This is a genomic window from Pseudomonas sp. PA27(2017) (assembly GCF_001945445.1).
In the GTDB taxonomy this organism is placed as follows: domain Bacteria; phylum Pseudomonadota; class Gammaproteobacteria; order Pseudomonadales; family Pseudomonadaceae; genus Aquipseudomonas.
In genome coordinates, this window is the sequence record NZ_MSXW01000009.1 from 102,380 (window position 1) to 127,432 (window position 25,053).

Genomic DNA, 25,053 nt, shown 5'->3' on the forward strand with positions numbered 1-25,053 from the left:
GCGAACGGATGTGTCATCCCGTTCGCTCTGGTAACGCCGTCACGGCCCGTGTTTTCCAAGGCCCAGGCTGTGACGGTCATCAATTCTGGGTGTCGCCCGGGCGCCCGTCAATGGCTCCGGGGGATACCGCCAGGCGTGCTGCGCCTGGCACTGCGCCAAGGAGTTCCTGCATGCGCGCGCCCGTCCCCACGGCTGGCAACGAGATACTTCAGGCCCTGCGTGCCTGCCGCTCGGGGCTGCTGCACGTTGGCCTGTTTTCGGCGGCGATCAATCTGTTGATGCTGGCGCCTGCGCTGTACATGCTGCAGGTCTACGACCGGGTGCTCGCTTCGGGCAACGCCATGACCCTGCTGATGCTGACCCTCATCGTGGTCGGCCTGTTCGCGTTCGCCGGCGCGTTGGAGTGGGTTCGCAGCCTGTTGGTGATCCGCCTCGGTACACAGTTGGACATGTACCTCAATGGGCGGGTGTTCGACGCCACCTTCGACGCCAACCTGGGGAACACCCGGCAGACCTCGACCCAAGCGCTGAACGATCTCACCAGCCTGCGCCAGTTCGCGACCGGCAATGCGCTGTTCGCGTTCTTCGATGCCCCCTGGTTTCCGGTGTATCTGGGCGTGATCTTTCTGTTCAGCCCGTGGCTCGGCTTGCTGGCCCTGGTTGGTGCGCTGGTGTTGGTGACGTTGGCCTGGCTCAACCAGCGCGTGACCCAGGTGCCGCTCGGCGAGGCGGCGCGCCTGTCCATCGCGTCGAATCAGCAGGCCGCCGGCCACCTGCGCCAGGCCGAAGCCATCGAGTCGATGGGCATGCTCACTGCCCTGCGCCAGCGCTGGTTCGCCCTGCATGCCGGCTTTCTGGGCCAGCAGAACCTGGCCAGCGAGAAGACCGCCGCCTTCAGTGCTTGGTCCAAGTACGTGCGCTTGGCACTTCAGTCACTGGTGCTGGGCCTGGGTGCCTGGCTGGCGCTGGATGGGCTGATCACGCCCGGCATGATGATCGCCGGCTCCATCCTCATGGGGCGGGTGCTGGCACCCATCGACCAGGTGCTCGGTGTCTGGCGGCAATGGAGCAATGCACGGCTGGCCTACGAGCGGCTGTCGGCGTTGCTTGCGGCCAACCCGCGGCGTCAGGCGGGGATGCCACTGCCGACGCCGCGTGGCGCGCTGCGTGTCGAGCAACTCAGTGCCTTCGCCCCGGGAACCCGCACGCCATGCCTGGTGAATCTCGGCTTCGCGCTGGAGGTCGGGGAAGTCCTCGGTGTGATCGGCCCTTCGGGCTCGGGCAAGTCGTCCCTGGCGCGCCTGCTGGTAGGCGTAAGCACAGCACAGACCGGCAAGGTTCGGCTGGACGGCGCAGACCTGCAACAGTGGGACCGCACCGCCCTCGGTGCCCATATCGGCTACCTGCCGCAGGACGTGCAGCTGTTCGCCGGCAGCGTGGCCGAGAATATCGCTCGTTTTACCGAGGTGGACCCGGACAAGGTGGTCGCCGCGGCACGCATGGCCGGGGTGCATGACCTGATCCTGCAACTGGCCGACGGCTACGACACGCTTCTCGGCGAGGGTGGAACCGGATTGTCCGGCGGGCAGCGGCAGCGTATCGGCCTGGCCCGGGCGCTCTATGGGTTGCCGGCGCTGATCGTGCTCGACGAGCCGAATTCGAATCTCGACGAACCAGGGGAACAGGCCTTGCTGGCCGCCATCGCCGAGGCCAAGCGGCAAGGCCGCACCCTGGTGCTGATTGCCCACAAGCCGTCGTTACTGGCCAGTACCGACAAGCTGCTGGTGCTGCGCGCCGGGCAGATGCAGGCATTCGGGCCCGCCGAGCGAGTGCTCCAGGAACTGCAGCCCAAGGCGCCGCCGGTCGCGGCTGCGGTGCGTAGCACGTCAACGTTCAGCATGAGCTACGGCAGCCAGGGAGTGGCCTCGTGATGGGCGAATCGCTTCGCAAGGAAGGCCAGTTGGCCGATGTACTGCCCCTCGACGAGCGGCGTTATTCGCGCATGGGCAGCTGGCTGCTGGCCCTCGGGTTTGGCGGCTTTCTGCTCTGGGCCGGCCTGGCTCCGCTCGACAAGGGTGTGGCGGTCAGCGGCAATGTGGTGGTCGCCGGCAATCGCCAGGCGGTGCAGCACCCTTCCGGCGGCGTGGTGCAGCGCCTGCTGGTCCGTGATGGTGATCAGGTCAAGGCCGGCCAGGTACTGCTGCGCATGGATGCCACGCAGATCCGCGCTCAGCGCGAGGCGCTATTCGTCCAGCACCTCGGCGCGCTGATCAGCACCGCCCGGCTGGAAGCCGAGCGCGATGGCCTGCCGGAAATCGCCCTGCCTGCTGGCGTCAGTGCCATGGCCGATCCCCGCGTCGAGGCGACCGTCGCCCTGCAGCGCCAGTTGCTCGCCAGCCGTCGGGCCGCGTTGCGTCTGGAGCTCGAAGGCCTGCAGGAGAGCATTGCCGGCAGTCAGGCCGTGCTCCAAGGGTTGCAGGCCGCCAGGGCGCACAAGGACGAGCAACGCCTCAGCATGCAGACGCAGTTGCAGGGGCTGCGCGAGCTGGCGCGTGATGGCTACGTGGCGCGCAATCGTCTGCTCGAGAACGAGCGACTGTATGCCCAGCTCAATGGTGACATCTCCCAGGATCTCGGCACCATCGGTCGTACCCAACGGCAGATCCTCGAGTTGCGCCTGCGTGCCGCCCAGCGCAGCGAGGAATATCAGCAGGACGTGCGTCAGCAACTCGCCGACGCCCGCCTCAGGGTCGAGGAACTGGGTAGCCGACTGAGCGCCGCCGACTTCGAGCTGGCCCACAGCGAAGTCCGTGCCCCGGCCGCGGGCACCGTGGTCGGGCTCGACGTGTTCACCGAGGGTGGGGTGATTTCGCCAGGGCAGATGCTGATGGAGATCGTCCCGCAGGACGCGCCGTTGCTGGTCGACGCCCGAGCCCCGGTCGAACTGGTCGACAAGCTGCAGCCGGGCTTGGACGTGGAGCTGCTGTTCGTTGCCTTCAACCAGAGCCGCACGCCAAGGGTCAACGGCAAGGTGACGCTGGTTTCCGCCGATCGCCTGCTCGACGAGAAGACCGATCAGCCCTACTACAGGCTGCGTGTGCAGGTGGATGACGATGGCTTGCGCCAGTTGCAGGGCCAGACGATTCGTCCCGGCATGCCGGTGCAGGCCTTCGTGCGCACGGGTGAGCGCTCACTGCTCAACTACCTGTTCAAGCCGCTGACCGATCGTACCCACATGGCGCTGGTGGAAGAATGAAGCCTTCGAACGTCGCCGTCAGGCTCCTGGTTTTGCTGATTGGTGCGTTGCTGACTGCGCCGAGCTTCGCATTCGGTGTGATGGACGCCTACGCCCTGGCCTTGCGCAACGACCCGACCTTCCGCGCTGCCACCCATGAGCGGGATGCCGGTGCGGAAAACCTGGCCATCGGTCGTGCCGGGTTGTTGCCGAGCCTTTCCTACAACTATCGCAAGGCTCGTAACGAATCCGAGGTGACCTCTGGCGATGTGACCCTCGACCGCGACTACGATAGTTATTCCTCGACGCTGACCTTGCAGCAGCCCTTGTTCGACTACGCCGCCTGGGCCGAATACCGCCAGGGCGTCGCCAAGGCGGCATTGGCCGACGAGCGCTTGCGCGGCCGTGGTCAGGAACTGGTGGTGCGCGTCTTCGCGGCCTACAGCCAGGCCTTGCTGGCCGGCGAGCAGATCGAGCTGGCAGCGGCCCAGCGGCGCGCCTATGCCGAGCAGCTCGAGCTCAACCAGCGCACCTTCGAAGCCGGCGAGGGTACCCATACCGATCTGCTGGAAACCCGCGCCCGCCATGATCTGTCCCGCGCGCAGGAGATCGAGGCGCAGGATGCGCTGGACGTCGCGCTGCGCGAGCTGCAGGCGATCATCGGCGAGCCGGTGGAGCTGCAGCAATTGGCACCATTGAGCGGCCCGTTCAGCGCCGAGCCCTTGGCACCGGCGCGCTTCGAAGGGTGGCGCGATATGGCCCTGGTGCACAATGCCGACCTCGCCGGCCAGCGTCACGGACTGACCGTGGCTGAGCAAGAGGTCGAGCGTCAGCGTGCCGGACACCTGCCAACGCTGGGGTTGTACGCCACCTCGCGGCAAACCCGTTCCGACTCGGAAAGCACCTACAACCAGAAATACGACACCGACAGCATCGGTATCCAGCTCAGCATGCCGCTGTTCGCTGGCGGCGGCGTTTCGGCGGCCAGGCGTCAGGCTTCGGCGTCCTTTGAGCAGGCTCGCTATGAACTCGATGCCCGGCGCGACGAAGTGCTCGTCGACCTGCGTCGGCAGTTCAACCTGTGCGCCAGCAGCACGGCCAAGGTGCGCGCCTATGAGCTGGCGGTCGAGTCGGCAAGTGCGCTGACCGACGCGACCCGCAAGAGCGTGACCGGTGGCGAACGGGTCAACCGCGACGTGCTCGATGCCGAACAGCAACTCTACGGCGCACGTCGCGATCTGGCCGAGGCGCGCCACGGCTACCTGCGGGCCTGGCTGCAACTTCGTTACCTGGCGGGAGTGCTGGGGGAGGCGGATCTGCGCCACTTGAACCGCTACTTTCCAGCTCAGGGGTAAGGGGCGCATTACCGACTTTGCGCAGCTGATTCGTCATTTATCTAGACTATCCCGAGCACCGCTCGGCAGGCCCCGTCCAAGGAGAGAACGATGACCGCCCAACCGGCACAGCTTGCCCACCCTCTGCGTTCGCAACGCCTGAACCAGTTGACCCACGAGCCTCATGGCAAGCTCGATACTCTGGTGAAGAGCCATGATCCGTTCGGCAGCCCGGAGCGTTTCGCGCGCTTCGTCGCCGCGCAGTACCTGTTCCAGTACGACCTGGAGACGCTTTACAACGATCCGGCTTTGGTCGCGTTGATACCGGACCTGCCCGCCCGTTGCCGACTCCAGCAGGCGCGTCTGGATCTGGCTGATCTCGGTTTGCCGATTCCCGAGGGTGACGAGGCCATCCGCAGCCGTTCGCTCGGGCTCGGTGCCGCGCTGGCCTGGTTGTTCGTGTCCGAGGGTTCCAAGCTGGGCGCGGCCTTCCTGCTCAAGCGCATGCCCGCTCTGGGCCTGAGCGAAACGTTCGGGGCGCGGCATCTGGGCGAGCCCGAGGGCGGCCGGGCGCAAGGCTGGAAAAGCTTCGTGGCAACCCTCGACGGCGTCGAGCTGGACGAGCGCCAGGAACGCGAGGCCGAAGCTGCCGCCATCGCCGCCTTCGAGCGTTTCACCGAGCACCTGGAGCGCTGCTTTGCCTGATACGCCTGGGGCGCTGGCCAGCGGCTGGACGCGCTGGCTGTGGCTGGCGCTCGCCTACCTGAGCATTGGCATGGCGGCAGTCGGTGTACTGGTGCCTGGTCTGCCGACCACCGAGTTCGTGCTGCTGGCCGCCTGGGCCGCGTCGCGCAGTTCGCCGCGGCTCAGCGCCTGGCTGGAAAACCACCGGCTGTTCGGCCCGCTGCTGCGCAACTGGCGAGACGGTGGTGTGATCACTCGGCGTACCAAGCTGGCGGCCAGCCTGAGCATGTTGGTGGCGTTCGCCATCATGGTTCTCACGGTAGCGCATACACCGTCAGTGATCTTCGCCGGGCTGGGCATGAGTTGCGGCGCACTGTGGATCTGGTCACGGCCAGAGCGCCCCCGCAAAGACCATCATGTCTCGTAGCCCGTGGTTGAGCGCAGCGATACCCAGGGTAGATCGGAAGTAGTTGGGACAACTGTTCCTGAGTATCGCTAAGTGCAACGCCAGGCTACCTGTTCGGTATTTAGCCTATGCTGTGCGCTTGTGCGAACGAGGGCCTGGCGATGAACAAGGATATCGGCGAGATCAACGGCGCCTGCCATTGCGGCGGCGTGCGCTTTCACGTGGCGCTCAGCGACGGCCTGCATACGGCACGGCGCTGCACCTGTTCCTATTGCCGGATGCGCGGCGCGGTAGCGGTTTCGGCCGAGCTGGCCGGCTTTCGGATTCTTCAAGGTGCGCAGCTGCTGACCACCTATCGTTTCAATACCGGGAGCGCCGAGCATTTCTTCTGCTCGCGTTGCGGTATCTACACCCACCACCAGCGTCGCTCCAATCCCCATCAGTACGGCGTCAACGTCGCCTGCCTGGAGGGCATCAGCCCGTTCGATTTCGAGGAAGTGCCGGTCAGCGATGGCATCGCCCATCCCAAGGACGATCCCAGCGGAGCTGGCCCGCGACAGGCCGGGGTGCTGCGCTTCATTCCCGCCGACTGAGAACCCGGGCCAAAGATATGAAAATGCCGCGTGGCCCGGAGGCGACGCGGCATTGGATGCAACGGTTGCGTAGCGGCGATCAGAACGCCGGAACCACCGCGCCTTTGTATTTTTCCAGGATGAAGGCTTTCACTTCATCGCTGTGCAGGGCCTTGACCAGCTTCTGCACGGCCGGGCTGTCCTTGTTGTCTTCGCGGGTCACCAGAATGTTCACGTACGGCGAGTCGCTGCCTTCGATGGCCAGGGCGTCCTCGGTCGGGTTCAGCTTGGCTTCCAGGGCGTAGTTGGTGTTGATCAGCGCCAGGTCGACCTGGGTCAGTACGCGCGGCAGGGTCGCGGCTTCCAGTTCACGCACCTTGATGCCTTTCGGGTTCTCGGCGATGTCCTTCGGCGTGGACAGGATGTTGGTCGGATCCTTCAGGGTGATCACGCCAGCCTTCTGCAGCAGCAGCAGAGCGCGGCCGCCGTTGGTGGCGTCGTTGGGGATCACCACGTTGGCGCCTTGCGGCAGGTCTTTGAGGTCCTTGATCTTGCTGGAGTAAGCGCCGAACGGCTCGACATGCACGCCACCGACGCTGACCAGGCTGGTGCCACGGCTCTTGTTGAACTCGTCCAGGTACGGCTGGTGCTGGAAGAAGTTGGCGTCCAGGCGTTTCTCGGCGACCTGCACGTTGGGCTGCACGTAGTCGGTGAAGACTTTCACGTCCAGTTCCACGCCTTCCTTGGCCAGGGCCGGTTTGACGAAATCGAGGATCTCGGCGTGCGGGACGGCCGATGCGGCGACGCGCAGGGTTTCAGCCTGGGCGGCGCTGGAGAAGGCTGCGACGACAGCCAGGGCAGTGAGCAGTTTTTTCATCGTTGACTCCTTGAAGTGAGATGGCGTGGCGGCACGCTGCCGCTGGCCCTTCCAGCTGTTTCATTTACGGGAAAAATGCACCACCAGGCGGTCGCCGATGGTTTGCAGAATCTGTACGAGCACCACCAGCAGCGCCACGGTCACGAACATCACGTCCGGCTGGTAACGCTGATAGCCGTAACGCACCGCCAGATCGCCCAGGCCGCCGCCGCCGATCAGGCCGCTCATCGCGGTGTAGGACACCAGGGTGATGGCGGTGACGGTGATGGCCGCCAGGATGCCGGGCAGGGCTTCGGGCAGCAGGGCGTTGAAGATGATTTGCCGGGTGCTGGCCCCCATCGATTGGGTCGCCTCGATGATGCCGCGGTCGACCTCGCGCAGGGCGGTTTCCACCAGGCGCGCGAAGAACGGCGTGGCGCCGACCACCAGCGGTGGAATGGCACCGGCGACGCCCAGGGAGGTGCCGGTGATCACCACCGTGACCGGGATCAGCAGGATCAGCAGGATCACGAACGGCACCGAACGCAGCACGTTCACCACCAGGGAAATCACCGCGTACAGGCCTTTCTGTTCGAACATCTGCCGCGGGCCGGTCAGGAACAGCAACACGCCCAGGGGCAGGCCGAACAGCACGGTGAACAGCATGGAGCCGCCGAGCATGTTCAGGGTATCGAGACTGGCCTGCCAGATTTCCAGCCAGTCGACGTTGGGGAGCAGGGTTTCCATCAGCGCAGGACCTCCAGGTGCACGTCAGCCGCTTCGAAGCGGGCGAGGGCGGCGTCGATGTCGCCGCCGGTCAGCGCCAGGGTCAACTGGCCGTAGGGCGTGTCCTTGATGCGGTCGATGCGTCCGGCGAGGATGCTGTAGTCGATGCCGGTTTCCCGCGCCACCTGGCCGAGAACCGGCGAATAGGTGGACTCGCCGATGAAGGTCAGGCGCAGGATGCGGCCCTGCACATGGGCGAAGTCATCGCGTTGGTCGTCCTCGTCGACATGCTCGGCTTCCTGCACGAAGCGTTTGGTGGTGGCGTGCTGCGGGTGCAGAAACACCTCGGCTACCGGGCCCTGTTCGACGATCACGCCGGCATCCATGACCGCCACGCGGTCGCAGACACGACGAATCACATCCATCTCGTGGGTGATCAGCACGATGGTCAGGCCCAGTTCGCGGTTGATCTCGGCCAGCAGCTGTAACACCGAGGCGGTGGTCTGCGGGTCGAGGGCGCTGGTGGCCTCGTCGCACAGCAGGATTTTCGGCCGCGTGGCCAGGGCGCGGGCGATGCCGACACGCTGCTTCTGGCCGCCGGAGAGTTGCGCTGGGTACTTGCTGGCGTGGTCCTTGAGACCGACGCGCTCGAGCAGGGCGGCGACGCGCTGGTCGATTTCCCTGGCCGGCACGCCCGCCAGTTTCAGCGGCATGCCGACGTTGGCGGCAACGGTCTTGGAAGACAGCAGGTTGAAGTGCTGGAAGATCATGCCCACTTGCTGACGGAACTTGCGCAGGCCGTCGGCGCCCAGGGCGGTGACATACACGCCGTCGATGTCGATGCGCCCGCCGGAGGGCTCCTCGAGGCGGTTGATCAGGCGCAGCAGGGTGCTCTTGCCAGCACCGGAATGGCCGATGATGCCGAACACTTCGCCACGTTCGATATGCAGGTCGCAGGGTTGCAGGGCGGGAATATCGCGGCCACTGACGCGATACGCCTTGTGAACCTGATGAAAGTCGATCACGCGTTAAACCTTTTGGGTTCTTCGTTCTGCCGGGTAGGCATAAGCATAAAAATGATTGCCAGTTTACCCGGCGCTGCTTAGACCTCAAAAATCTTTGTAGGCCTATGTTTATATCTAAAAAGCTGGATTCGAGCCCGGTTCGAAACCTTATTGGCCTCGAGCGCGCAAGATCAGGCGCGGTACCTGAACCGGTTTGACGGCGTGGCTGAGTACAAGTTTGAACGTCGGATGGAGCTTCATCACCCGAGCTTCGAGCAGGGCCGTCACACGGCGCAGATCTTCGGCGCTGCGTACCTGGACCTGTACGCTGCGGTCGAAGGCCACCACATCGGCGGCCACGGCATCCAGGCGCTCGAACAGCGCCGCCTCGTCACGGCTGTCGAGCATCGCCAGGCTGACGTCGCTGCGCTTGTCTGCCGGGTCGATCAATTGCGCCGGCACCTGCGCGGGTGCGCCATCGGCCGCACGGCTGGCGGCAGCTTGCGCTTCGGCGGCCTGGCGCAGCAGGCGTAGTTGCTCCTGGCGTGCTGCCTGGGCCTGTTCACCGGCTTGGCGCGCCTGTTCTACGGCGCTCAGTTCGGCTTGGCGGGCCTTGCCGATGGCGCCATCCAGCCCGGTGGTCAGGGCTGGCGCCTTGGGCATCAGGGTGCGCGCGTGGGCCAGGGATTTAGCGGCCTTGTCCAGATCGCCGGCTTCCAGGGCCTTCTGGCCTTCCTGCAGGTACGCCTCGGATAGCTGGCGCTGGGCCTGCAACTGTGCAGCGGAATCGCCTTCTGCCTGCAGCGCTGGTAACTGGGCTTCGGCCTCGGCCAGCTGGCCGGCGGCCAGATGTGCCTCGAACTGCTCCTGGGCGCCCGGGGCTGCGGCAGCTTCGGCCGGGGCCGGCGCCGGCTCGGCTGCCTGCTGGCTTTGGCAGCCAATAGTCAGCAGGGCCAGTACGGCCAGGGCGGCGCAGCGTAAAGGGAACGATGTCATGGCTGCGGGTCTCGGTTTGTGCAAAAAATACGCAATTCTACACGGCGGCCGGCGGGCCACCAAATGTGCCATCACGGCGGGGTGTCAGGCCTTGCGGCGTGGCAGCAGAAAGCTCAGCAGGAACAGGCTGGCGGCCGACACCACGATCGATGGCCCGGCCGGCGTGTCCTTGAACCATGACAGGCTCAGACCACAACACACCGCAATGATGCCCAGCAGGCTGGCACCGAAGGCCATCTGCTCAGGCGTGCGGGCGTGCCGCTGGGCGGCGGCGGCGGGAATGATCAGCAGCGAGGTGATCAGCAGCACGCCGACGATCTTCATGGCCACGGCGATGACGATGGCGATCAGCAGCATCAGGCCAAGGCGGATGGCGGCTACCGGCAGGCCTTCCACGCGTGCCAGTTCCTCGTGCACGGTGATCGCCAGCAGCGGACGCCACATCAGCACCAGCAGCACCAGCACCAGGGCGCTGCCGGCGAGGATCCAGGCCAGATCCGTAGGGCTCACCGCCAGCAGGTCGCCGAACAGGTAGCCCATCAGGTCGATGCGCACGTCACGCATGAAGCTCAGCACTACCAGGCCCAGCGACAAAGTGCTGTGGGCGAGGATGCCGAGCAGGGTATCGCTGGCCAACGGCTGGCGGGTCTGCAGGGTCACCAGCAGGATCGCCAGCAGCACGCAGCCGACGGTCACCGCGAAGGTCGGGTTGACGTCCAGCATCAGCCCCAGTGCCACGCCCAACAGGGCGGCATGGGACAGGGTATCGCCGAAGTAGGCCATGCGCCGCCACACCACGAAGGAACCGAGAGGGCCGGCGACCAGGGCCAGGGCGAGACCGGCGAGCAGGGCGTTGAGCAGAAAATCAGCCATGCTTGCAGCCGTCTCCATGTACGTGAGGGCGGACCGGTCCGTGGATGGTCAGGCCCGGTTCGTCGCTGACCACGCTGCCGTGCAGGTCGTGTTCGTGGTCATGGTGGTGGTGATACACGGCCAGGCTCTGGGCGTCGCGGCCGAACAGTTCGACGAAGGCCGGATCGAAGCTGACCTGCTCCGGATGGCCCGAGCAGCATACGTGGCGGTTCAGGCAGACCACCTGGTCGGTGGTGCTCATCACCAGGTGCAGGTCGTGGGAAACCATCAGCACGCCGCAGCCATGGCGGTCGCGCAGGCGGGTGATCAGCCGGTACAGCTCGGCCTGGCCGGCCACGTCGACGCCCTGCACTGGCTCGTCGAGCACCAGCAATTGCGGCTCACGCAGCAGCGCACGGGCCAGCAGCACACGCTGCATCTCCCCACCGGAAATGCCTTGCAGCGGGCTGTCGAGCACCTGGCTGGCGCCCACTTCGGCCAGAGCGGCCTGGGCACGAGCGCGATCGACGCCCGGCACCAGACGCAGGAAGCGCAGCACGCTGAGCGGCAGGGTCGGGTCGACATGCAGCTTCTGCGGCATATAGCCGATGCGCAGCTTCGGCTTGCGCCACACCGTGCCGCTGTCCGGAGTGAGCAGGCCGAGCACGGCGCGTACCAGAGTGGTCTTGCCGGCGCCGTTCGGGCCGATCAGGGTAACGATCTGGCCGGGCTGGATGGTCAGCTCGACCTTGTCGAGCACGGTCTGCCCGGTGAAACCGACAGTCACGCCTTCGAGGCGAATCAGCGCGTCGCTCATTTCTTGCCTTGGCAGCCTGCGCACAGGCCGACGACTTCCACGGTCTGGTTTTCCACCGCGAAGCCAACGCCCTTGGCGCCGCGCACGATGGCGTCGCTGATGGCGGTCTGCTCGAGCTCGACGGCGGCGCTGCAACTGCGGCAGATCAGGAACTGACTCTGGTGTGCGTGGGCCGGGTGGCTGCAGCCGACGAAGGCGTTGAGCGAGGCGATGCGGTGCACCAAGCCGTTTTCCAGCAGGAAATCCAGGGCTCGGTAGACCGTTGGCGGCGCGGCGCGGCGGCCGTCTTCCTCGCTGAGCACGCCGAGAATGTCGTAGGCGCCCAGCGGCTTGTGGCTGGCCCAGACCAGCTCCAGCACGCGCTTGCGCAGGGCGGTCAGGCGCAGGCCCTGGCGCGCGCAGATGGCCTCGGCTTCGGCCAGCGCATGGCTGACGCAGTGGGAGTGATCGTGGGGGCGCGATGCCAGTGGCGGCACGACGCTGGCGGGTTTGTACATGGCGTGGGCCTCGAAACGTAGGACGTTATTCTATTACGCATTGGCCGCCCGGCGCCACGCATCGGCCAGTCAGCCCGTCGATGCGTTTCGACGATGGGCATAAAGAGATGTTATTGTATTACTCCTTTCGCCTGCTGACCGAATCTCCTGCCTATGTTGCCGCGCCTGCTTTCTCCACGTTCGTTGATGATCTCCTTCGCCCTGCTGTTTGTCGTGGGTTCTGCCCAGGCCGAGGTGCGCGTGCTGACCAGCATCAAGCCCCTGCAACTGATCGCCGCCGCGGTGCAGGACGGCGTGGGCAAGCCTGACGTGCTGTTGCCGCCGGGCGCATCGCCGCACCACTACGCGCTGCGCCCATCCGACATGCGTCGGGTGCAGGAAGTGGACCTGCTGTACTGGATCGGTCCGGACATGGAGAGCTTCATGCCCCGCGTGCTGGCGACCCGCGAGAAGCCCAGCGTGGCGGTGCAGAGCCTGCCGGACATGACATTGCGTCACTTCGGCGAGGAGCACGATCACGATCACGATCACGATCACGAGGCCGAGCAAGCGCAGGCAGCCGCCGACGAGCACGACCATGACCATCGCCCTGGCAGCCTGGACGCCCACCTGTGGTTGTCGTCGGCCAATGCCCGGGTGATCGCCGCGCGCATGGCAGCTGACCTCGCCAAGGCCGACCCGGCCAACGCCGCGCGCTATCAGGCCAACCTGGAATCGTTCGGCAAGCGCCTGGATGTTCTGGAACCACGGCTGAAGGCTCAGCTGGAGCCTTTGGCTGCCAAGCCGTTTTTCGTGTTCCACGAAGCCTTCGATTACTTCGAGGCTGCCCACGGCCTCAGGCATGTCGGCGTGTTCAGCGTCGCCAGCGAAGTACAGCCCGGCGCCCGCCATGTGGCGGCCATGCGTGAGCGCTTGCAGGAAGTCGGGCCGAGCTGCGTGTTCAGCGAGCCGCCGCTGCGCCCGCGCCTGGCCGAAACCCTGACCGCCGGCCTGCCGGCGACCCTGGCCGAGCTCGATGCCATGGGGGCCGCAGCGCCCGTTGACGCGTCGGGATACGAACGCATGCTGCAGACCCTGGCCGATGGGTACAGCGCCTGCCTGGGCAAGCTCTAGGGCCTGTTAACACTTCCGCACGACCGCGCCGGAGCCCGTTTTGCCGCAAGGCAAGGCACGAGCCGCGAAGTTTAGCGGGCTAAATGAGCCGGCGAGAAACGCCGCATTGCGGCAAAACGGGTCCGGCCCTTCGGGTTGCGCGAGAAATCTCGCCATGCGTTGTTGGAGGACTTGGCAAGGGAACAACCATTCCCTGCGTCCTCCGCCTAGCCTGGCGAGATTTTTCGCAGCAACGCGGCTTGCGCGGTAGTGTCAACAGGCCCTAGGGCTTGGCAGTCAGTCGGCCGACCGTTTACCGACGCGCCGGCGCCACAGGTAGATCGCCAGCGCGACTGCCGCCAGCACGGCCAGCGCCATCGCGCTGGTGCCCAGGTCGTGCTCCAGCAACGAATCGCCCAGCACCACGAAGGCCCCGGCATACAGGCCGGTGATCGCCCCGGACACCGCGAAGTAGATCCAGAAGGGCACGCCAGCCATGCCCAGCAGGTAATGCTTGACGAAGATCGGAACGCCCGGGGCCAGTTTGACCAGGAGCGTGAAGCGCAGCGCGCCCTTTCCTTCTTCGAAGTCCGGAATGTCGTAGCGGGTGCGCTCCAGCAGCCGGGTCAGCCAGGGGCGCAGGCCGCTGCGGGCGATCCAGTAGCAGAGCACCAGGTTGGCTGACAGGGCGATGGCGCTACCGGTGAGCCCCACGAAGGTGCCGAAGGTCGCGCCGGCAACGATGAAGAACGGTGTGATCGGCACGCCCAGCGCAGGCAGCAGGGCCATGGCCAGAAAGAAGGGCACCACGCCGGCTTCTTCGCGCCAGGCGATGAATGCCTGATGATCCCAGGCGTTCCAGATGAGCACGGCGAGTACCAGCAAGGTGGCCGCGCCCAGCGCACGGCGGGCCCAGATGGCGGGCGTCGAGCGCCGGAGATGCTTGGGTGAGGGTGATTGCATGGTGGCCCTTGTAAGGTCGTACGGCTGACTCGACCTCAGGCGAGCCCAGGACGGCGGGCAGCCGCAGGCGATCGAGTGGCGCAGCATAGGGACAAGGGTTGGGCACGGACAAGGGCGGCGCCTGAGCGAGGCGCCACCATTTCGTCACATTCTGCGTCTATAGCGCGAAAGGCAATGCCAGGCTGACCTGCTGGCGTGCGGCCAGGCGACGTTCGAACTCGCCCGGATCATGGATCAGCACGTCCTGACCGGCGAAGGCCTCGGCAGCGATCAGCCGCGACAGCCAGAAACGCACGCAGGCGATGCGCAGCATGGCCGGCCAGATCTCGGCTTCGGCGGCAGTGAACGGGCGCAGGGCCGCATAGGCGCCCATCACCGCGCGGGCGCGCGCTTCATCCAGGCGGCCTTGCTCGTCCGAGCACCAGTCGTTCACGGTTATCGCCAGGTCGTAGAGCATCGGCCCCGAGCAGGCGTTGTAGAAGTCGATCACGCCGCTCAGGTGGGTGCCTTCGAACATGCAGTTGTCGCGGAACAGGTCGGCGTGCAGGTTGGCGCGCGGCAGTTTGCGCACCTGATCCTGCACGGCGGCGATTTCCGCCAGGGCGCTTTCCAGCAGTGCGGTGGCCTCCGGCGTCTGGTGAGTGGCCAGCACCTTGCCCTCGCGCAGCATCCATTCCAGGCCACGGTCGCTCTTGCGCTGCAGCGGGTGGTCGCGGGTCGCCAGGTGAATGCGCGCCAGCAGCTCGCCGACTTCATGGCAATGCTGGGCGTTGACGTCGCGAATGTGCCTGCCGCTCAGCCGCGGTTGCAACAGCGCCGGCTTGCCGGCCAGGGTGCGTAGCGCCTCGTTGCTGTCGGTTCGCAGGGCATACGGAACCGGCAGCCCTGCGTCATGCAGGATGTCGAGCAGCTCGATGAAGAACGGCAGGTCCTCGCTGGGGCCGCGCTCGATCAGGGTCAGCACGAACTCGCCCTGTTCCAGGCTGACGAAGAAATTGCTGTTCTCGCTACCGGCCTCGATACCCTGGAAGTCGAGCAGGCGACCGAGCCCGTAGGGCGCGAGAAAGGTTTCCAGTTGCGGACGTTGCAGCGGGGTGAACACCGACATGAATTGACTGCCTTACCAGCTGAAGATTTCCCAGGCCGGAATCAACATATCCGGCGAATCGGAACGCACGAAGTTGCCGTCGCTGCCGTCGGCCCGTACCAGGAAATAGGGTTTGCCACCTTTCGGGGTGACCTTGATGGCGTAGAGGAATCCGTTGACCCGGTATTCCTCCACGGTGCGATCGCCGTCCTGGCGGATGGTTACGTCGGGCTCGGCCGAGGGCGCATCACTGGCCTGCGAGGCGAACGGCACGGCTGCCAGCACGGCAAGCAGGATCAAGCGATTGAATGGTCCCATGGTAACCTTGTCCCTTTGATATCAACGGTGCTTTGTATTCTAGCGCCACGCCCGCCGAAAAGGTTGATTGCCCTCATGAGCCAAGCTCCCCTCGTCCTGGTCGACGGTTCTTCTTATCTGTACCGCGCCTTCCATGCCCTGCCGCCTTTGACCAACTCCAAGGGGCTGCCCACCGGCGCCGTGAAAGGTGTGCTGAACATGCTGCGCAGCCTGCGCCGCCAGTACCCCGACAGCCCCTTCGCGGTGGTGTTCGACGCCAAGGGCGGCACCTTTCGCGACGAGCTGTTCGCCGACTACAAGGCCAATCGCCCGCCGATGCCCGACGAGCTGCGCCTGCAGGTCGAGCCGCTGCACGCCAGTGTGCGCGGCCTCGGGCTGCCGCTGCTGTGCGTGGAGGGCGTGGAAGCCGACGACGTGATCGGCACCCTGGCCCGGCAGAGCGCCGCCGAAGGCCGTGACGTGGTGATCTCGACCGGCGACAAGGATATGGCGCAGCTGGTGTGCAAGCACGTCACCCTGGTCAACACCATGACCGGCAGCGTCTACGACATCGAGGGTGTGAAGGAGAAGTTCGGCGTCGGCCCCGAGCTGATCATCGATTACCTGGCGCTGATGGGCGACAAGATCGACAACATTCCCGGCGTGCCGGGCGTCGGCGAGAAGACCGCCTTGGGGCTGCTGGTCGGCGTCGGCGGCGGCCTCGACGTGATCTACGCCAACCTCGACAAGGTGCCCGGCCTGCCGATTCGTGGCGCCAAGACCCTGCCCGCCAAGCTCGAAGAGCACCGCGAGATGGCCTACCTGTCCTACCAACTGGCGACCATCAAGCTGGACGTGCCGCTGGACCTGAACTGCTCGCAACTGATGCCCGGCGAGCCGGACATCGAGGCCCTGACCGCGCTCTACGAACAGCTGGAGTTCAAGGGCTGGCTCGACGAGCTGCTGCGCCAGAACAAGTCTGCCGCACCCAAGACCAAGGCGGCTGCCCGCTCCGAAATGGCGCCGCCTGCTGGCGATTTGTTCAGCGCGACGGCCAGTGCGGATGCGGGCGAGGTGCCAGCGGTCCAGGCTGCCGCCACGCCGGCTGCTGGCGAAGATCAGCCATCGGTGGTCACCGGCGAGTACCGCACCATCCTCGACCAAGGCGAGTTCGATACCCTGCTGGAGGATCTCAAGCAGGCCGAGCTGATCGCCTTCGATACCGAAACCACCAGCGTCGATGCCCAGCAGGCGCAATTGGTCGGCCTGTCCTTTGCGGTCAAGGCCGGTGAGGCGGTATACGTGCCGGTGGCGCACAGCTACATGGGCGTGCCGCAGCAACTGGACCGCGACGCGGTGCTGCGCGCACTCAAGCCGATTCTCGAAGATCCGGCCAAGGCCAAGGTCGGCCAGCACGCCAAGTACGACATCAACGTGCTGGCCAATGCCAGCACGCCGATCAACGTACAGGGCGTGGCCTTCGACACCATGCTTGAGTCTTACGTGCTGGACTCCACCGCCACCCGTCACGACATGGACAGCCTTTCGCTCAAGTACCTGGGCCACAGCACCATCCGTTTCGAGGACATCGCCGGCAAGGGCGCCAAGCAGCTGACCTTCGACCAGATCGCCCTCGAGCAGGCCGGGCCGTACGCCGCCGAGGATGCTGACGTGACCCTGCGCCTACACCAGAACCTGTGGGCGCGCCTGGAAGATATTCCGAGCCTGGCCGGCGTGCTGCGCGATATCGAGATTCCCCTGGTGCCGGTGCTGGCGCGAATCGAGCGCAATGGCGCGCTGGTCGATGCCAAGCTGCTGGGCGAGCACAGCCAGGAGCTGGGCGAGAAGCTGGTGGCCCTGGAGCGCCAGGCTTTCCAGGTGGCCGGCGAGGAGTTCAACCTCGGCTCGCCCAAGCAGCTGGGCGCCATCCTCTATGAAAAGCTTGGTTTGCCGATCATCAGCAAGACCGCCAAGGGGCAGGCCTCGACCGCCGAGGCGGTACTCGTCGAACTGGCCGAGCAGGATTACGAGCTGCCCAAGGTACTGATGCAGTACCGCAGCCTGAGCAAGCTCAAGAGCACCTACACCGACCGCCTGCCGGAGCAGATCAACCCGCGCACCGGGCGCATCCACACCAGTTATCAACAGGCCGTGGCATCAACCGGGCGGCTGTCATCCAGCGACCCGAACCTGCAGAACATCCCGGTGCGCAGCGCCGAAGGCCGGCGCATTCGCCAGGCCTTCGTGGCGCCGAAGGGCTACAAGCTGGTGTCGGCGGACTACTCGCAGATCGAGTTGCGCATCATGGCGCACCTGTCCCGCGACGAAGGGCTGATGAACGCCTTCCGCGACAACCTCGACGTGCACACCGCGACCGCTGCGGAAGTCTTCAAGGTCGAGCTCGATCAGGTCAGCAACGACCAGCGGCGCAGCGCCAAGGCGATCAACTTCGGGCTGATCTACGGCATGGGCGCGCAGAAGCTGGCCAAGGACATCGGCGTCGACGGCAAGACCGCCAAGGCATACATCGAAACCTACTTCACCCGCTACCCAGGCGTGCGTGAGTACATGGACCGCACGCGCCACCAGGCGGCAGAGCAGGGCTACGTGGAAACCCTGTTCGGTCGGCGCCTGTACTTGCCAGCGATCAAGTCGAGCCGCCCGCAGGAGCGCGCCGGGGCCGAGCGCACGGCGATCAACGCGCCGATGCAGGGCACGGCTGCCGATATCATCAAGAAGGCCATGGTCGCCGTGGATGAGTGGCTGACCGAATCCGGCCTGGATGCCCGGGTGATCCTGCAGGTACACGATGAACTGGTACTCGAGGTTCGCGAGGATCTGGTCGAGCAGGTCAGCGCGCAGATTCGCCCACTGATGGGCGAAACCGTGAAGCTCGATGTGCCGCTGCTGGTCGAGGTCGGCGTGGGCAATAACTGGGATGAAGCACACTGACGCCCATGAAAAAGGGACGCGGCTGCGTCCCGTTATCAGTTAGTACCGTGTGGTCTTAATCGGCATCAAGACCAAACAAAGGAATCTAAGCACCGCTGAACTTTACTTCTGTCCACCCGGTCAGAGTTTGGGAATGGCCCATAAAGCCCTTCGATGCTCCTTTGTTGTGTTAAGTGTTGGCAGACATCTGAACCCCGCCCTAGCGGTTCAGACTCTTAAACCCCGATCTTCTCCCTCCCCATACGAAGTTCGGGGTTTTTTTTGCCTGCAGGAAACTGCCGGCAGCTCCCCATCCCCCCAGCTCCTTCCTCGAGCCTAGCCGCTCTTCGCCAGAGCGCAATGCAAAACGCCCCGCGCAAGGCGGGGCGTTGGTAGCCTGGTGTTGAGCGAAGCGATACCCAGGAGACGCTGGTAAGCACGACAACACTCAATCCCGCTCCCGGGTATCGCTATGCTCAACCACGGGCTACGGGAGTGAGGTTATTCTTGGTGTTGCTCCCCTTCCTCGTCGCCGATCAGGCCCAGCCAGTGACCCAGAACGGTTTGCGCGTCTTCCACGCCGATGCGCTTTGGCGCCGAGAACAGCTGGATGCTGACGTGCTCGCCCCAGCCCTTGCGGATCTCCTGCTGCACCTTGAGTAAGGTGGTCTTCGCCGCGCCGAAGGCCAGCTTGTCGGCCTTGGTCAGCAGGATGTGCATGGGCATGCCGCTGGCGCCGGACCAGTCGAGCATCATGCGGTCGAACTCGGTCAGCGGGTGGCGGATGTCCATCATCAGGATCAGCCCGCGCAGGCTCTCGCGGCTGCCCAGATAGGCTTCGAGGTGCTTCTGCCAGTGTTGCTTGAGCGGAATCGGCACCTTGGCGTAGCCATAGCCGGGCAGGTCGACCAGGCGGCGTTCGTCATCCAGGCGGAAGAAGTTCAGCAGCTGGGTGCGCCCCGGGGTTTTCGAGGTGCGTGCCAGGCTGGCGTGGGTCAGGGTGTTCAGCGCGCTGGACTTGCCGGCGTTGGAGCGCCCGGCGAAGGCGACTTCGTAGCCCTGGTCGTCCGGGCACTGGTCGACCTTGGCGGCGCTGATCAGAAAGGTGGCTTGCTGACACAAGCCGATTGCGGGGTTCTTTGCGTGCATCGGAGTTTCCGGTGGAGGGGCGTGCATCGCGGCAGTCTATCAGGCTGGCGACTCGCTGACCCGCGCCGCCTGACTGCCGCCATGGCACGTCATCTCAAAGTGGTTGCGCCCACAGCGTCACGTCGAGGCGGTACTCGGCGCCCGGGGCGAGAATCAGCGAGTCGTCCAGCACGTTGGCGTGCTCGATGCAGAGCATGCCCTGCCAGGCGTCATCGGCGAATTGCGATAGGCGCCTGGCCTTGTCGATCCATGGGTTCCACACCACCGCCGAGCCCGAGCCCTGGCTGCGCATGAAAATGCGTCGCTTCCAGAGGGAGTCGACGATGCTCAACTGCGGCGGCGTATCGAGGTAGATGCGGTCGGTTTCTCCGGTGAAGGTCACCGCACCTTGCTGACGTACGGTTTTCCAGTCTTGCAGTGTGTCGACGTAGCTGCAGCCCTCCAGTCCTTCGATGCGCACCTGGCGAATGTCGCTGACCGCGAAATAGGTGTGCAGCGCCTGGCTGATCGGCAGTTCACTGTCGCCCAGGTTGCGGGTGGTCAGGCTCAGCGTCAGGCGATCGCCGAGGTGAATGTCCAACTGCAGCTCGGCGGCATGTGGCCATTCGGCGATCGGCTCGGCAGCGGTGTCGAAAGCGAACGACAGGGTCACGCCGTCTTCTTCGGTGTTGAGGCCGATCAACTGCCAGTCACGGTCACGCACCAGACCGTGGGCCGGCGCATCGGCCGGGCGCGCATGGCTGGCGCGGATCGCTTCGGGATTGCGCTGCAGGTCGCCGAACCAGGGCCAGCACACCGGTACACCGCCGCGCACGCTTTTTCCGGCTTCATAGGCCGCCTCGTCGCTGAGCCAGATCAGCGGTTCGCCCTTGGCCGGCTGATAGCGCAGGATCTGCGCGCCCTGTTCGCTGACCACGAGTTCGGCGCCGGCATGCTGGATGCGCCAGCAGGCCAGATCGCCCAGTTGAATGCGTTCGTTCGAGGTGCTCATGGGGGCTGCTCCTGAATAGGTTGGCTGTTGGGCCACGGCGCGGCGGGGAGGTTCGCCAGCGCCATGAAAAACGCCCGTCGAGACGGGCGTTTTGCGTTGCCGCACAGTTTACGAGCCGTAGACCTGGGTCGGAAGCCAGGTGATCAGCGCCGGGAACTGGTAGGCGATGACCAGCATCATCAGCTGGATGATGATGAACGGAATCACCCCGCGGTACATGGTCGCGGTACTCACCGTACGGGGTGTGACGCCGCGCAGGTAGAACAACGAGAAACCCAGGGGCGGGGTGAGGAACGAGGTCTGCAGGTTGAGGGCGATCATCACGCCCAGCCATACCGGGTCCAGGCCCATGGCCAGCAGCACCGGGCCGACGATGGGCACCACCACGAAGATGATCTCGATGAAATCGAGAATGAAGCCCAGCAGGAAAATCACCAGCATGACCAGGAAGAACGCGCCGAGCACGCCGCCTGGCAACTGCTTGAACACGTCCTCGATCAGCGCTTCACCGCCGAAACCACGGAACACCAGGGAGAACAGCGAGGCGCCGATCAGGATCAGAAACACCATGCTGGAAATTTCCGTGGTGCCCTGGGCTACGCTGCGCAGCTGCGGCAGGCTCAGCTGGCCCTTGAACAGCGCCAGCAGGGTCGCGCCGACGGCACCGATGGCAGCGGCCTCGGTGGGCGTGGCGTAACCGGCGAGAATCGAGCCGAGCACCGCGATGATCAGCGCCAGCGGCGGCACCAGAGAGCCGAGCAGCTTGCCCCATTGCACCTCGCCCAGCTCTTCCTTGGGCACCACGGGCATCTTCTTCGGCTGGAAGATCGCCACCAGAATCAGGTAGACGACGTACAGCACCACCAGCAGCAGACCCGGTATCAGTGCGCCCATGAACAGGTCGCCGACCGATACCGTCTTGGGCGAGAAGATGCCCATGCGCAGCTGCGCCTGCTGGTAGGCGCTGGACATCACATCACCCAGCAGCACCAGCACGATGGACGGTGGAATGATCTGCCCCAGGGTGCCGGTGGCGGCCAGGGTGCCGGTCGCCACAGCGGGATCGAAGCCGCGCTTGAGCAGGGTCGGCAGGGCCAGCAGGCCCATGGTTACCACCGTGGCGCCGACGATGCCGGTACTGGCGGCGAGCAATGCGCCCACTAAGCACACCGAAATCGCCAGGCCGCCGCGGATGCCGCCGAACAGGCGCGACATCGACTCGAGCAGGTCTTCGGCGACCTTGGACTTTTCCAGCATCACGCCCATGAACACGAACAGCGGCACGGCCAGCATGGTCTGGTTGTTCATGATGCCGAACAGGCGGTTGGGCAGGGCGCTCAGGTACCCGGCGTCGAAGGTGCCGGTGACCACGCCGATACCGGCGAACAGCAGCGACACCCCGGCCAGGGTGAAGGCCACCGGGTAGCCGCCCATCAACACCAGGCAGATGCTGACGAACAGCAGGATCGACATGACTTCAGCCATGTTTCACCTCCTGCTCCGGCAGCACGCCGCACAACAGGTAGATCGCCTTGATCAGATTGGAAATGCCCTGCAGCGTGAGGCTGACCACCAGCACCAGAATGATGCTCTTCTGCAGGTAGACGAATTTCAGCCCCCCCGACTCGCTCGAGCCCTCGCGGGTCGACCAGGAGTTGGCCACGTAGTCCCAGCTCGCCCAGCCCAGGAACAGGCACACCGGCAGCAGCAGGAACAGGGTGCCGAGCACCTCCACCAGCGCCTGCCGGCGGCCGCTGAACTGCTGGTAGAAGATATCCACACGCACATGGGCGTTACGCTGCAGTGCCCAGGCCGAGGCGCCCATGAACACCAGCGCGTGGGCGTAGAGCACGGCTTCCTGCAGCGCAGTGGCGCCCAGGTTCATGCCATAGCGCAGGATCACCACCAGGGCCGTGCCGAGTACCAGAAACAGGGTCAACCAGGAGCAGGCCTGGCCGAAGCGGAAGTTCACGGCGTCGATGACCCGTGCGATCCCCAGAGGAAGTGAAGGCGTGTTGGACATGATGCGTCCTTATAGTTATCGAAAAAGAGCGAAAAGCGGGGGATTTTAGGCGGCGCTTCGCGCGTACGGCAATGGCGCCCAGGCCGGTTGGCGCGGTTTGCCATGATTTGTCGAATGACCTGGAAGCATCGGTCTTGAGCCTTCCGAGGGGGCTGATGGCCATTGGCTAGACATGGGTTGAAACACTTGCCGATCCTGTCTGGCCGGCGCCCGGTACTAGGATTGGCGCGCGGGGCGGTTGGCGGATCGCCACTGTGCATTGGGCTGGAACGGCCCACGGGTCATTATTACAACAACAAGGAGTTACCTATGAAACGTCGCCAAATACTGGCAGCGGCAGGTATCGGCATCGCTGCAGGAGCGCTGGTCGGGTGCAAGGAGGAGGCCGGCGCTGCTGACGCGTCCAAGCCGGCCGCCGAGGCCAAGACCTTCAACTGGAAGATGGTCACTTCCTGGCCGAAGAACTTCCCTGGAGTAGGCGTCGGCGCCGAGCGTTTCGCCAGGCTCGTCGAGCAGATGAGCAATGGTCGCCTGAAGATCAAGATCTACGCCGCCGGTGAGCTGGTGCCGGCTCTCGAAGTGTTCGATGCGGTCTCGCGCGGCACCGCGGAAATGGGCCACGGCGCGCCCTACTACTGGAAAGGCAAGGTGCCCGCGGCCCAGTTCTTCTGCGCCCTGCCGTTCGGCCCCAACGCCCAGGAAATGAACGCCTGGCTGCACTACGGTGGCGGCATCCAGCTCTGGGAAGAGGTCTACAAACCCTACGGTGTGCTGCCGATGGCCTGCGGTGCCACCGGCGTGCAGACCGCCGGCTGGTTCAACAAGGAAATCAACTCGGTCGATGACCTCAAGGGCCTGAAGATGCGCACCCCGGGCCTGGGCGGCGAAGTGCTGACCAAGGTCGGCGGTACCGTGGTGAACATGCCGGCCGGTGAAATCTTCACCGCCCTGCAGACCGGCACCATCGACGCCACCGAGTGGATCGGGCCATACAACGACCAGGCCCTGGGCCTGCACAAAGCGGCCAAGTATTACTACACGCCGGGCTGGCAGGAGCCGAACGTCACCTTCGAGCTGGACGTCAACCTCAAGGCCTGGGATACCCTGCCGGCGGACCTGCAGGCCATCGTTCGCGCCGCCGCCCGCGACGTCAACGGCGACATGCTCGACGATTACAACGCCAAGAACATGGAAGCCATGGAGCAACTGAAGAAGGACGGCGTCGATGTGCGCCGCCTGCCGGATGACGTGCTCGCCAGGCTCAAGGAAGTCTCGGCCGAGGTGGTTGACGCCACCGCCGCCGCGGATCCTGCCGCGCAAAAGGTCTGGGAGCAGCAGAAGGCCTACCTGGCGCGCCTGTACGAATACGCCGAAGCGAACGAGAAGGATATCTACGCGATTCGGTGATGGGTCGAGTGAAGGCAGAAGCTGCCATCGTAGCTTTACCTGTGGGAACGGGTGCGGACACCCAGTCCATGCCCGTGATTTTTTCGCGGGCATGGCCCGCTCCCACCGGATAGGGTCACCTAGCAGTCAGAGCCGATAAAACTGCGCGAAGTTGATGCTGCAGAAATGACAACGCCGGCTACGAGGCCGGCGTTTTTCGTTTCACGAACCGCGGTCAGGGACGCTTGCGATTGCTGATCATGGTGCCGTTACCCACATCGGTGAAGATCTCCAGCAGCACCGCATTCGGCACGCGACCGTCGATGATGTGCGAGCTGGTCACACCACCCTGCACCGCTTCCAGGGCGCACTTGATCTTCGGCAGCATGCCGCCGTAGATGGTGCCGTCGGCGATCAGCTCGTTGACCTGCTCGGTGCTCAGCCCGGTCAGCACTTCGCCCTGCTTGTCCATCAGGCCGGCGATGTTGGTCAGCAGCATCAGCTTCTCGGCTTTCAGCGCTTCGGCCACCTTGCCGGCCACCAGGTCGGCGTTGATGTTGTACGACTCGCCTTTGGGGCCTACGCCAATCGGTGCGATCACCGGAATGAAGTCGCCCTTGACCAGCATGTTCAACAGGTCGGTGTTCACCCCGGTGACTTCGCCAACATGGCCGATGTCGATGATTTCCGGCTGGGTCATTTCCGGCGTCTGCCGGCTGACGGTGAGCTTGCGTGCACGGATCAGCTCGGCGTCTTTACCGGTCAGGCCGATGGCGCTGCCGCCATGACGGTTGATCAGGTTGACGATGTCCTTGTTGACCTGGCCGCCGAGCACCATTTCCACCACGTCCATGGTCGCCGCGTCGGTGACGCGCATGCCATCGATGAAGTGGCTTTCGATGCTCAGGCGCTTGAGCAGGTCGCCGATCTGCGGGCCGCCGCCGTGAACCACCACCGGGTTGATGCCCACCGCCTTCATCAGCACGATGTCGCGCGCGAAGCCTTCCTTCAGGTCATCACTTTCCATGGCGTTGCCGCCGTATTTGATCACCAGGGTCTTGCCAACGAAGCGGCGGATGTAGGGCAGTGCTTCGGACAGCACCTTGGCGACGTTGGTGGCGGCTTCACGCTCTAGGGTCATGTGGGGCTCCAGTG

The 25,053-nt window shown here is 65.0% G+C and carries 24 protein-coding genes; 9 read left to right on the plus strand and 15 right to left on the minus strand.

Going from position 1 to position 25,053, the window contains the following annotated elements; all coding sequences use genetic code 11:
• The first annotated feature begins 170 nt into the window (after window positions 1-170).
• From BVH06_RS04215 to BVH06_RS04240, 6 genes are all read left to right on the plus strand, one after another.
• Complete coding sequence (locus tag BVH06_RS04215; RefSeq protein WP_075933308.1) at window positions 171-1,931, plus strand: type I secretion system permease/ATPase; 1,761 nt, start codon at window positions 171-173, stop codon at window positions 1,929-1,931.
• Window positions 1,928-3,256 (plus strand): HlyD family type I secretion periplasmic adaptor subunit, encoded by a 1,329-nt coding sequence (locus BVH06_RS04220; protein WP_305883397.1) that lies wholly within the window; start codon window positions 1,928-1,930, stop codon window positions 3,254-3,256. Before BVH06_RS04215 ends, BVH06_RS04220 begins: the two co-directional genes overlap by 4 nt.
• Window positions 3,253-4,590: a TolC family outer membrane protein gene (locus tag BVH06_RS04225; protein ID WP_075933310.1), complete on the plus strand. Its 1,338-nt coding sequence runs from the start codon at window positions 3,253-3,255 to the stop codon at window positions 4,588-4,590. The genes BVH06_RS04220 and BVH06_RS04225 overlap by 4 nt, the downstream gene beginning before the upstream one ends.
• 90 nt (window positions 4,591-4,680) lie before the next feature.
• The gene (locus tag BVH06_RS04230) at window positions 4,681-5,274 is read left to right on the plus strand and encodes a biliverdin-producing heme oxygenase (RefSeq protein ID WP_075933311.1); all 594 of its coding nucleotides are present in this window, start codon (window positions 4,681-4,683) and stop codon (window positions 5,272-5,274) included.
• Window positions 5,267-5,680, plus strand: coding sequence for a YbaN family protein (locus BVH06_RS04235; protein ID WP_075928845.1), 414 nt, complete (start codon window positions 5,267-5,269; stop codon window positions 5,678-5,680). The genes BVH06_RS04230 and BVH06_RS04235 overlap by 8 nt, the downstream gene beginning before the upstream one ends.
• Before the next feature lie 140 nt (window positions 5,681-5,820).
• Window positions 5,821-6,252, plus strand: a complete 432-nt coding sequence (locus tag BVH06_RS04240; protein WP_075933312.1) for a GFA family protein — start codon at window positions 5,821-5,823, stop codon at window positions 6,250-6,252.
• 79 nt (window positions 6,253-6,331) lie between these two features.
• Here the strand turns inward: BVH06_RS04240 and BVH06_RS04245 are convergent, their stop codons facing one another.
• The 7 genes from BVH06_RS04245 to BVH06_RS04275 all read right to left on the minus strand — a co-directional run bounded on the left by BVH06_RS04245 (window position 6,332) and on the right by BVH06_RS04275 (window position 11,979).
• Window positions 6,332-7,108 (minus strand): MetQ/NlpA family ABC transporter substrate-binding protein, encoded by a 777-nt coding sequence (locus BVH06_RS04245; RefSeq protein WP_075928843.1) that lies wholly within the window; start codon window positions 7,106-7,108, stop codon window positions 6,332-6,334.
• A 60-nt stretch (window positions 7,109-7,168) separates the two neighbouring features.
• Complete coding sequence (locus BVH06_RS04250) at window positions 7,169-7,834, minus strand: methionine ABC transporter permease (RefSeq protein WP_139315565.1); 666 nt, start codon at window positions 7,832-7,834, stop codon at window positions 7,169-7,171.
• Window positions 7,834-8,838, minus strand: a complete 1,005-nt coding sequence (locus tag BVH06_RS04255; protein ID WP_075933314.1) for a methionine ABC transporter ATP-binding protein — start codon at window positions 8,836-8,838, stop codon at window positions 7,834-7,836. The genes BVH06_RS04250 and BVH06_RS04255 overlap by 1 nt, the downstream gene beginning before the upstream one ends.
• A 147-nt stretch (window positions 8,839-8,985) precedes the next feature.
• Window positions 8,986-9,813: a hypothetical protein gene (locus BVH06_RS25680; protein ID WP_075933315.1), complete on the minus strand. Its 828-nt coding sequence runs from the start codon at window positions 9,811-9,813 to the stop codon at window positions 8,986-8,988.
• An 84-nt stretch (window positions 9,814-9,897) separates the two neighbouring features.
• Window positions 9,898-10,686, minus strand: coding sequence for a zinc ABC transporter permease subunit ZnuB (gene znuB, locus BVH06_RS04265; RefSeq protein WP_074886094.1), 789 nt, complete (start codon window positions 10,684-10,686; stop codon window positions 9,898-9,900).
• Window positions 10,679-11,482 (minus strand): zinc ABC transporter ATP-binding protein ZnuC, encoded by an 804-nt coding sequence (gene znuC, locus BVH06_RS04270; protein ID WP_075928839.1) that lies wholly within the window; start codon window positions 11,480-11,482, stop codon window positions 10,679-10,681. The genes znuB and znuC overlap by 8 nt, the downstream gene beginning before the upstream one ends.
• Complete coding sequence (locus BVH06_RS04275; RefSeq protein ID WP_075928838.1) at window positions 11,479-11,979, minus strand: Fur family transcriptional regulator; 501 nt, start codon at window positions 11,977-11,979, stop codon at window positions 11,479-11,481. Before BVH06_RS04275 ends, znuC begins: the two co-directional genes overlap by 4 nt.
• A gap of 186 nt (window positions 11,980-12,165) precedes the next feature.
• Between BVH06_RS04275 and znuA the strand changes: the two genes are divergently transcribed.
• The gene (gene znuA, locus BVH06_RS04280) at window positions 12,166-13,092 is read left to right on the plus strand and encodes a zinc ABC transporter substrate-binding protein ZnuA (RefSeq protein ID WP_075933350.1); all 927 of its coding nucleotides are present in this window, start codon (window positions 12,166-12,168) and stop codon (window positions 13,090-13,092) included.
• A 276-nt stretch (window positions 13,093-13,368) separates the two neighbouring features.
• Here znuA and BVH06_RS04285 read toward each other — a convergent pair whose 3' ends face one another.
• The 3 genes from BVH06_RS04285 to BVH06_RS04295 form a co-directional block, all read right to left on the minus strand.
• On the minus strand, window positions 13,369-14,034 hold the full coding sequence (locus tag BVH06_RS04285) for a TVP38/TMEM64 family protein (protein WP_075933316.1): 666 nt from the start codon (window positions 14,032-14,034) through the stop codon (window positions 13,369-13,371).
• Window positions 14,035-14,191: 157 nt separating this feature from the next.
• A complete protein-coding gene (locus tag BVH06_RS04290) occupies window positions 14,192-15,142 on the minus strand; it encodes a homoserine kinase (RefSeq protein ID WP_075933317.1) in 951 nt (316 codons plus the stop codon).
• A 12-nt stretch (window positions 15,143-15,154) separates the two neighbouring features.
• Window positions 15,155-15,439 (minus strand): DUF2782 domain-containing protein, encoded by a 285-nt coding sequence (locus BVH06_RS04295; RefSeq protein ID WP_027908543.1) that lies wholly within the window; start codon window positions 15,437-15,439, stop codon window positions 15,155-15,157.
• 75 nt (window positions 15,440-15,514) lie between these two features.
• Here BVH06_RS04295 and polA point away from each other — a divergent pair, with 75 nt between their 5' ends.
• Window positions 15,515-18,370 (plus strand): DNA polymerase I, encoded by a 2,856-nt coding sequence (gene polA / locus BVH06_RS04300; protein ID WP_075933318.1) that lies wholly within the window; start codon window positions 15,515-15,517, stop codon window positions 18,368-18,370.
• Window positions 18,371-18,850: 480 nt separating this feature from the next.
• On the opposite strand, the gene yihA is transcribed toward polA, so the two are convergent.
• The 4 genes from yihA to BVH06_RS04320 form a co-directional block, all read right to left on the minus strand.
• Complete coding sequence (yihA, locus tag BVH06_RS04305; RefSeq protein ID WP_075929368.1) at window positions 18,851-19,498, minus strand: ribosome biogenesis GTP-binding protein YihA/YsxC; 648 nt, start codon at window positions 19,496-19,498, stop codon at window positions 18,851-18,853.
• Window positions 19,499-19,592: 94 nt separating this feature from the next.
• Window positions 19,593-20,489 carry a D-hexose-6-phosphate mutarotase gene (locus BVH06_RS04310; protein WP_075933319.1) on the minus strand — a complete coding sequence of 299 codons (897 nt, stop codon included), beginning with the start codon at window positions 20,487-20,489 and terminating at the stop codon, window positions 19,593-19,595.
• Between the two features lie 108 nt (window positions 20,490-20,597).
• Window positions 20,598-21,974 carry a TRAP transporter large permease subunit gene (locus BVH06_RS04315; protein WP_075929366.1) on the minus strand — a complete coding sequence of 459 codons (1,377 nt, stop codon included), beginning with the start codon at window positions 21,972-21,974 and terminating at the stop codon, window positions 20,598-20,600.
• Window positions 21,967-22,512: a TRAP transporter small permease subunit gene (locus BVH06_RS04320; RefSeq protein WP_027908548.1), complete on the minus strand. Its 546-nt coding sequence runs from the start codon at window positions 22,510-22,512 to the stop codon at window positions 21,967-21,969. Before BVH06_RS04320 ends, BVH06_RS04315 begins: the two co-directional genes overlap by 8 nt.
• 309 nt (window positions 22,513-22,821) lie before the next feature.
• Here BVH06_RS04320 and BVH06_RS04325 point away from each other — a divergent pair, with 309 nt between their 5' ends.
• Window positions 22,822-23,919, plus strand: a complete 1,098-nt coding sequence (locus BVH06_RS04325) for a TRAP transporter substrate-binding protein (protein ID WP_075933320.1) — start codon at window positions 22,822-22,824, stop codon at window positions 23,917-23,919.
• Between the two features lie 214 nt (window positions 23,920-24,133).
• Here BVH06_RS04325 and argB read toward each other — a convergent pair whose 3' ends face one another.
• Window positions 24,134-25,039, minus strand: coding sequence for an acetylglutamate kinase (gene argB, locus BVH06_RS04330; protein WP_027908549.1), 906 nt, complete (start codon window positions 25,037-25,039; stop codon window positions 24,134-24,136).
• Window positions 25,040-25,053: the final 14 nt, after the last annotated feature.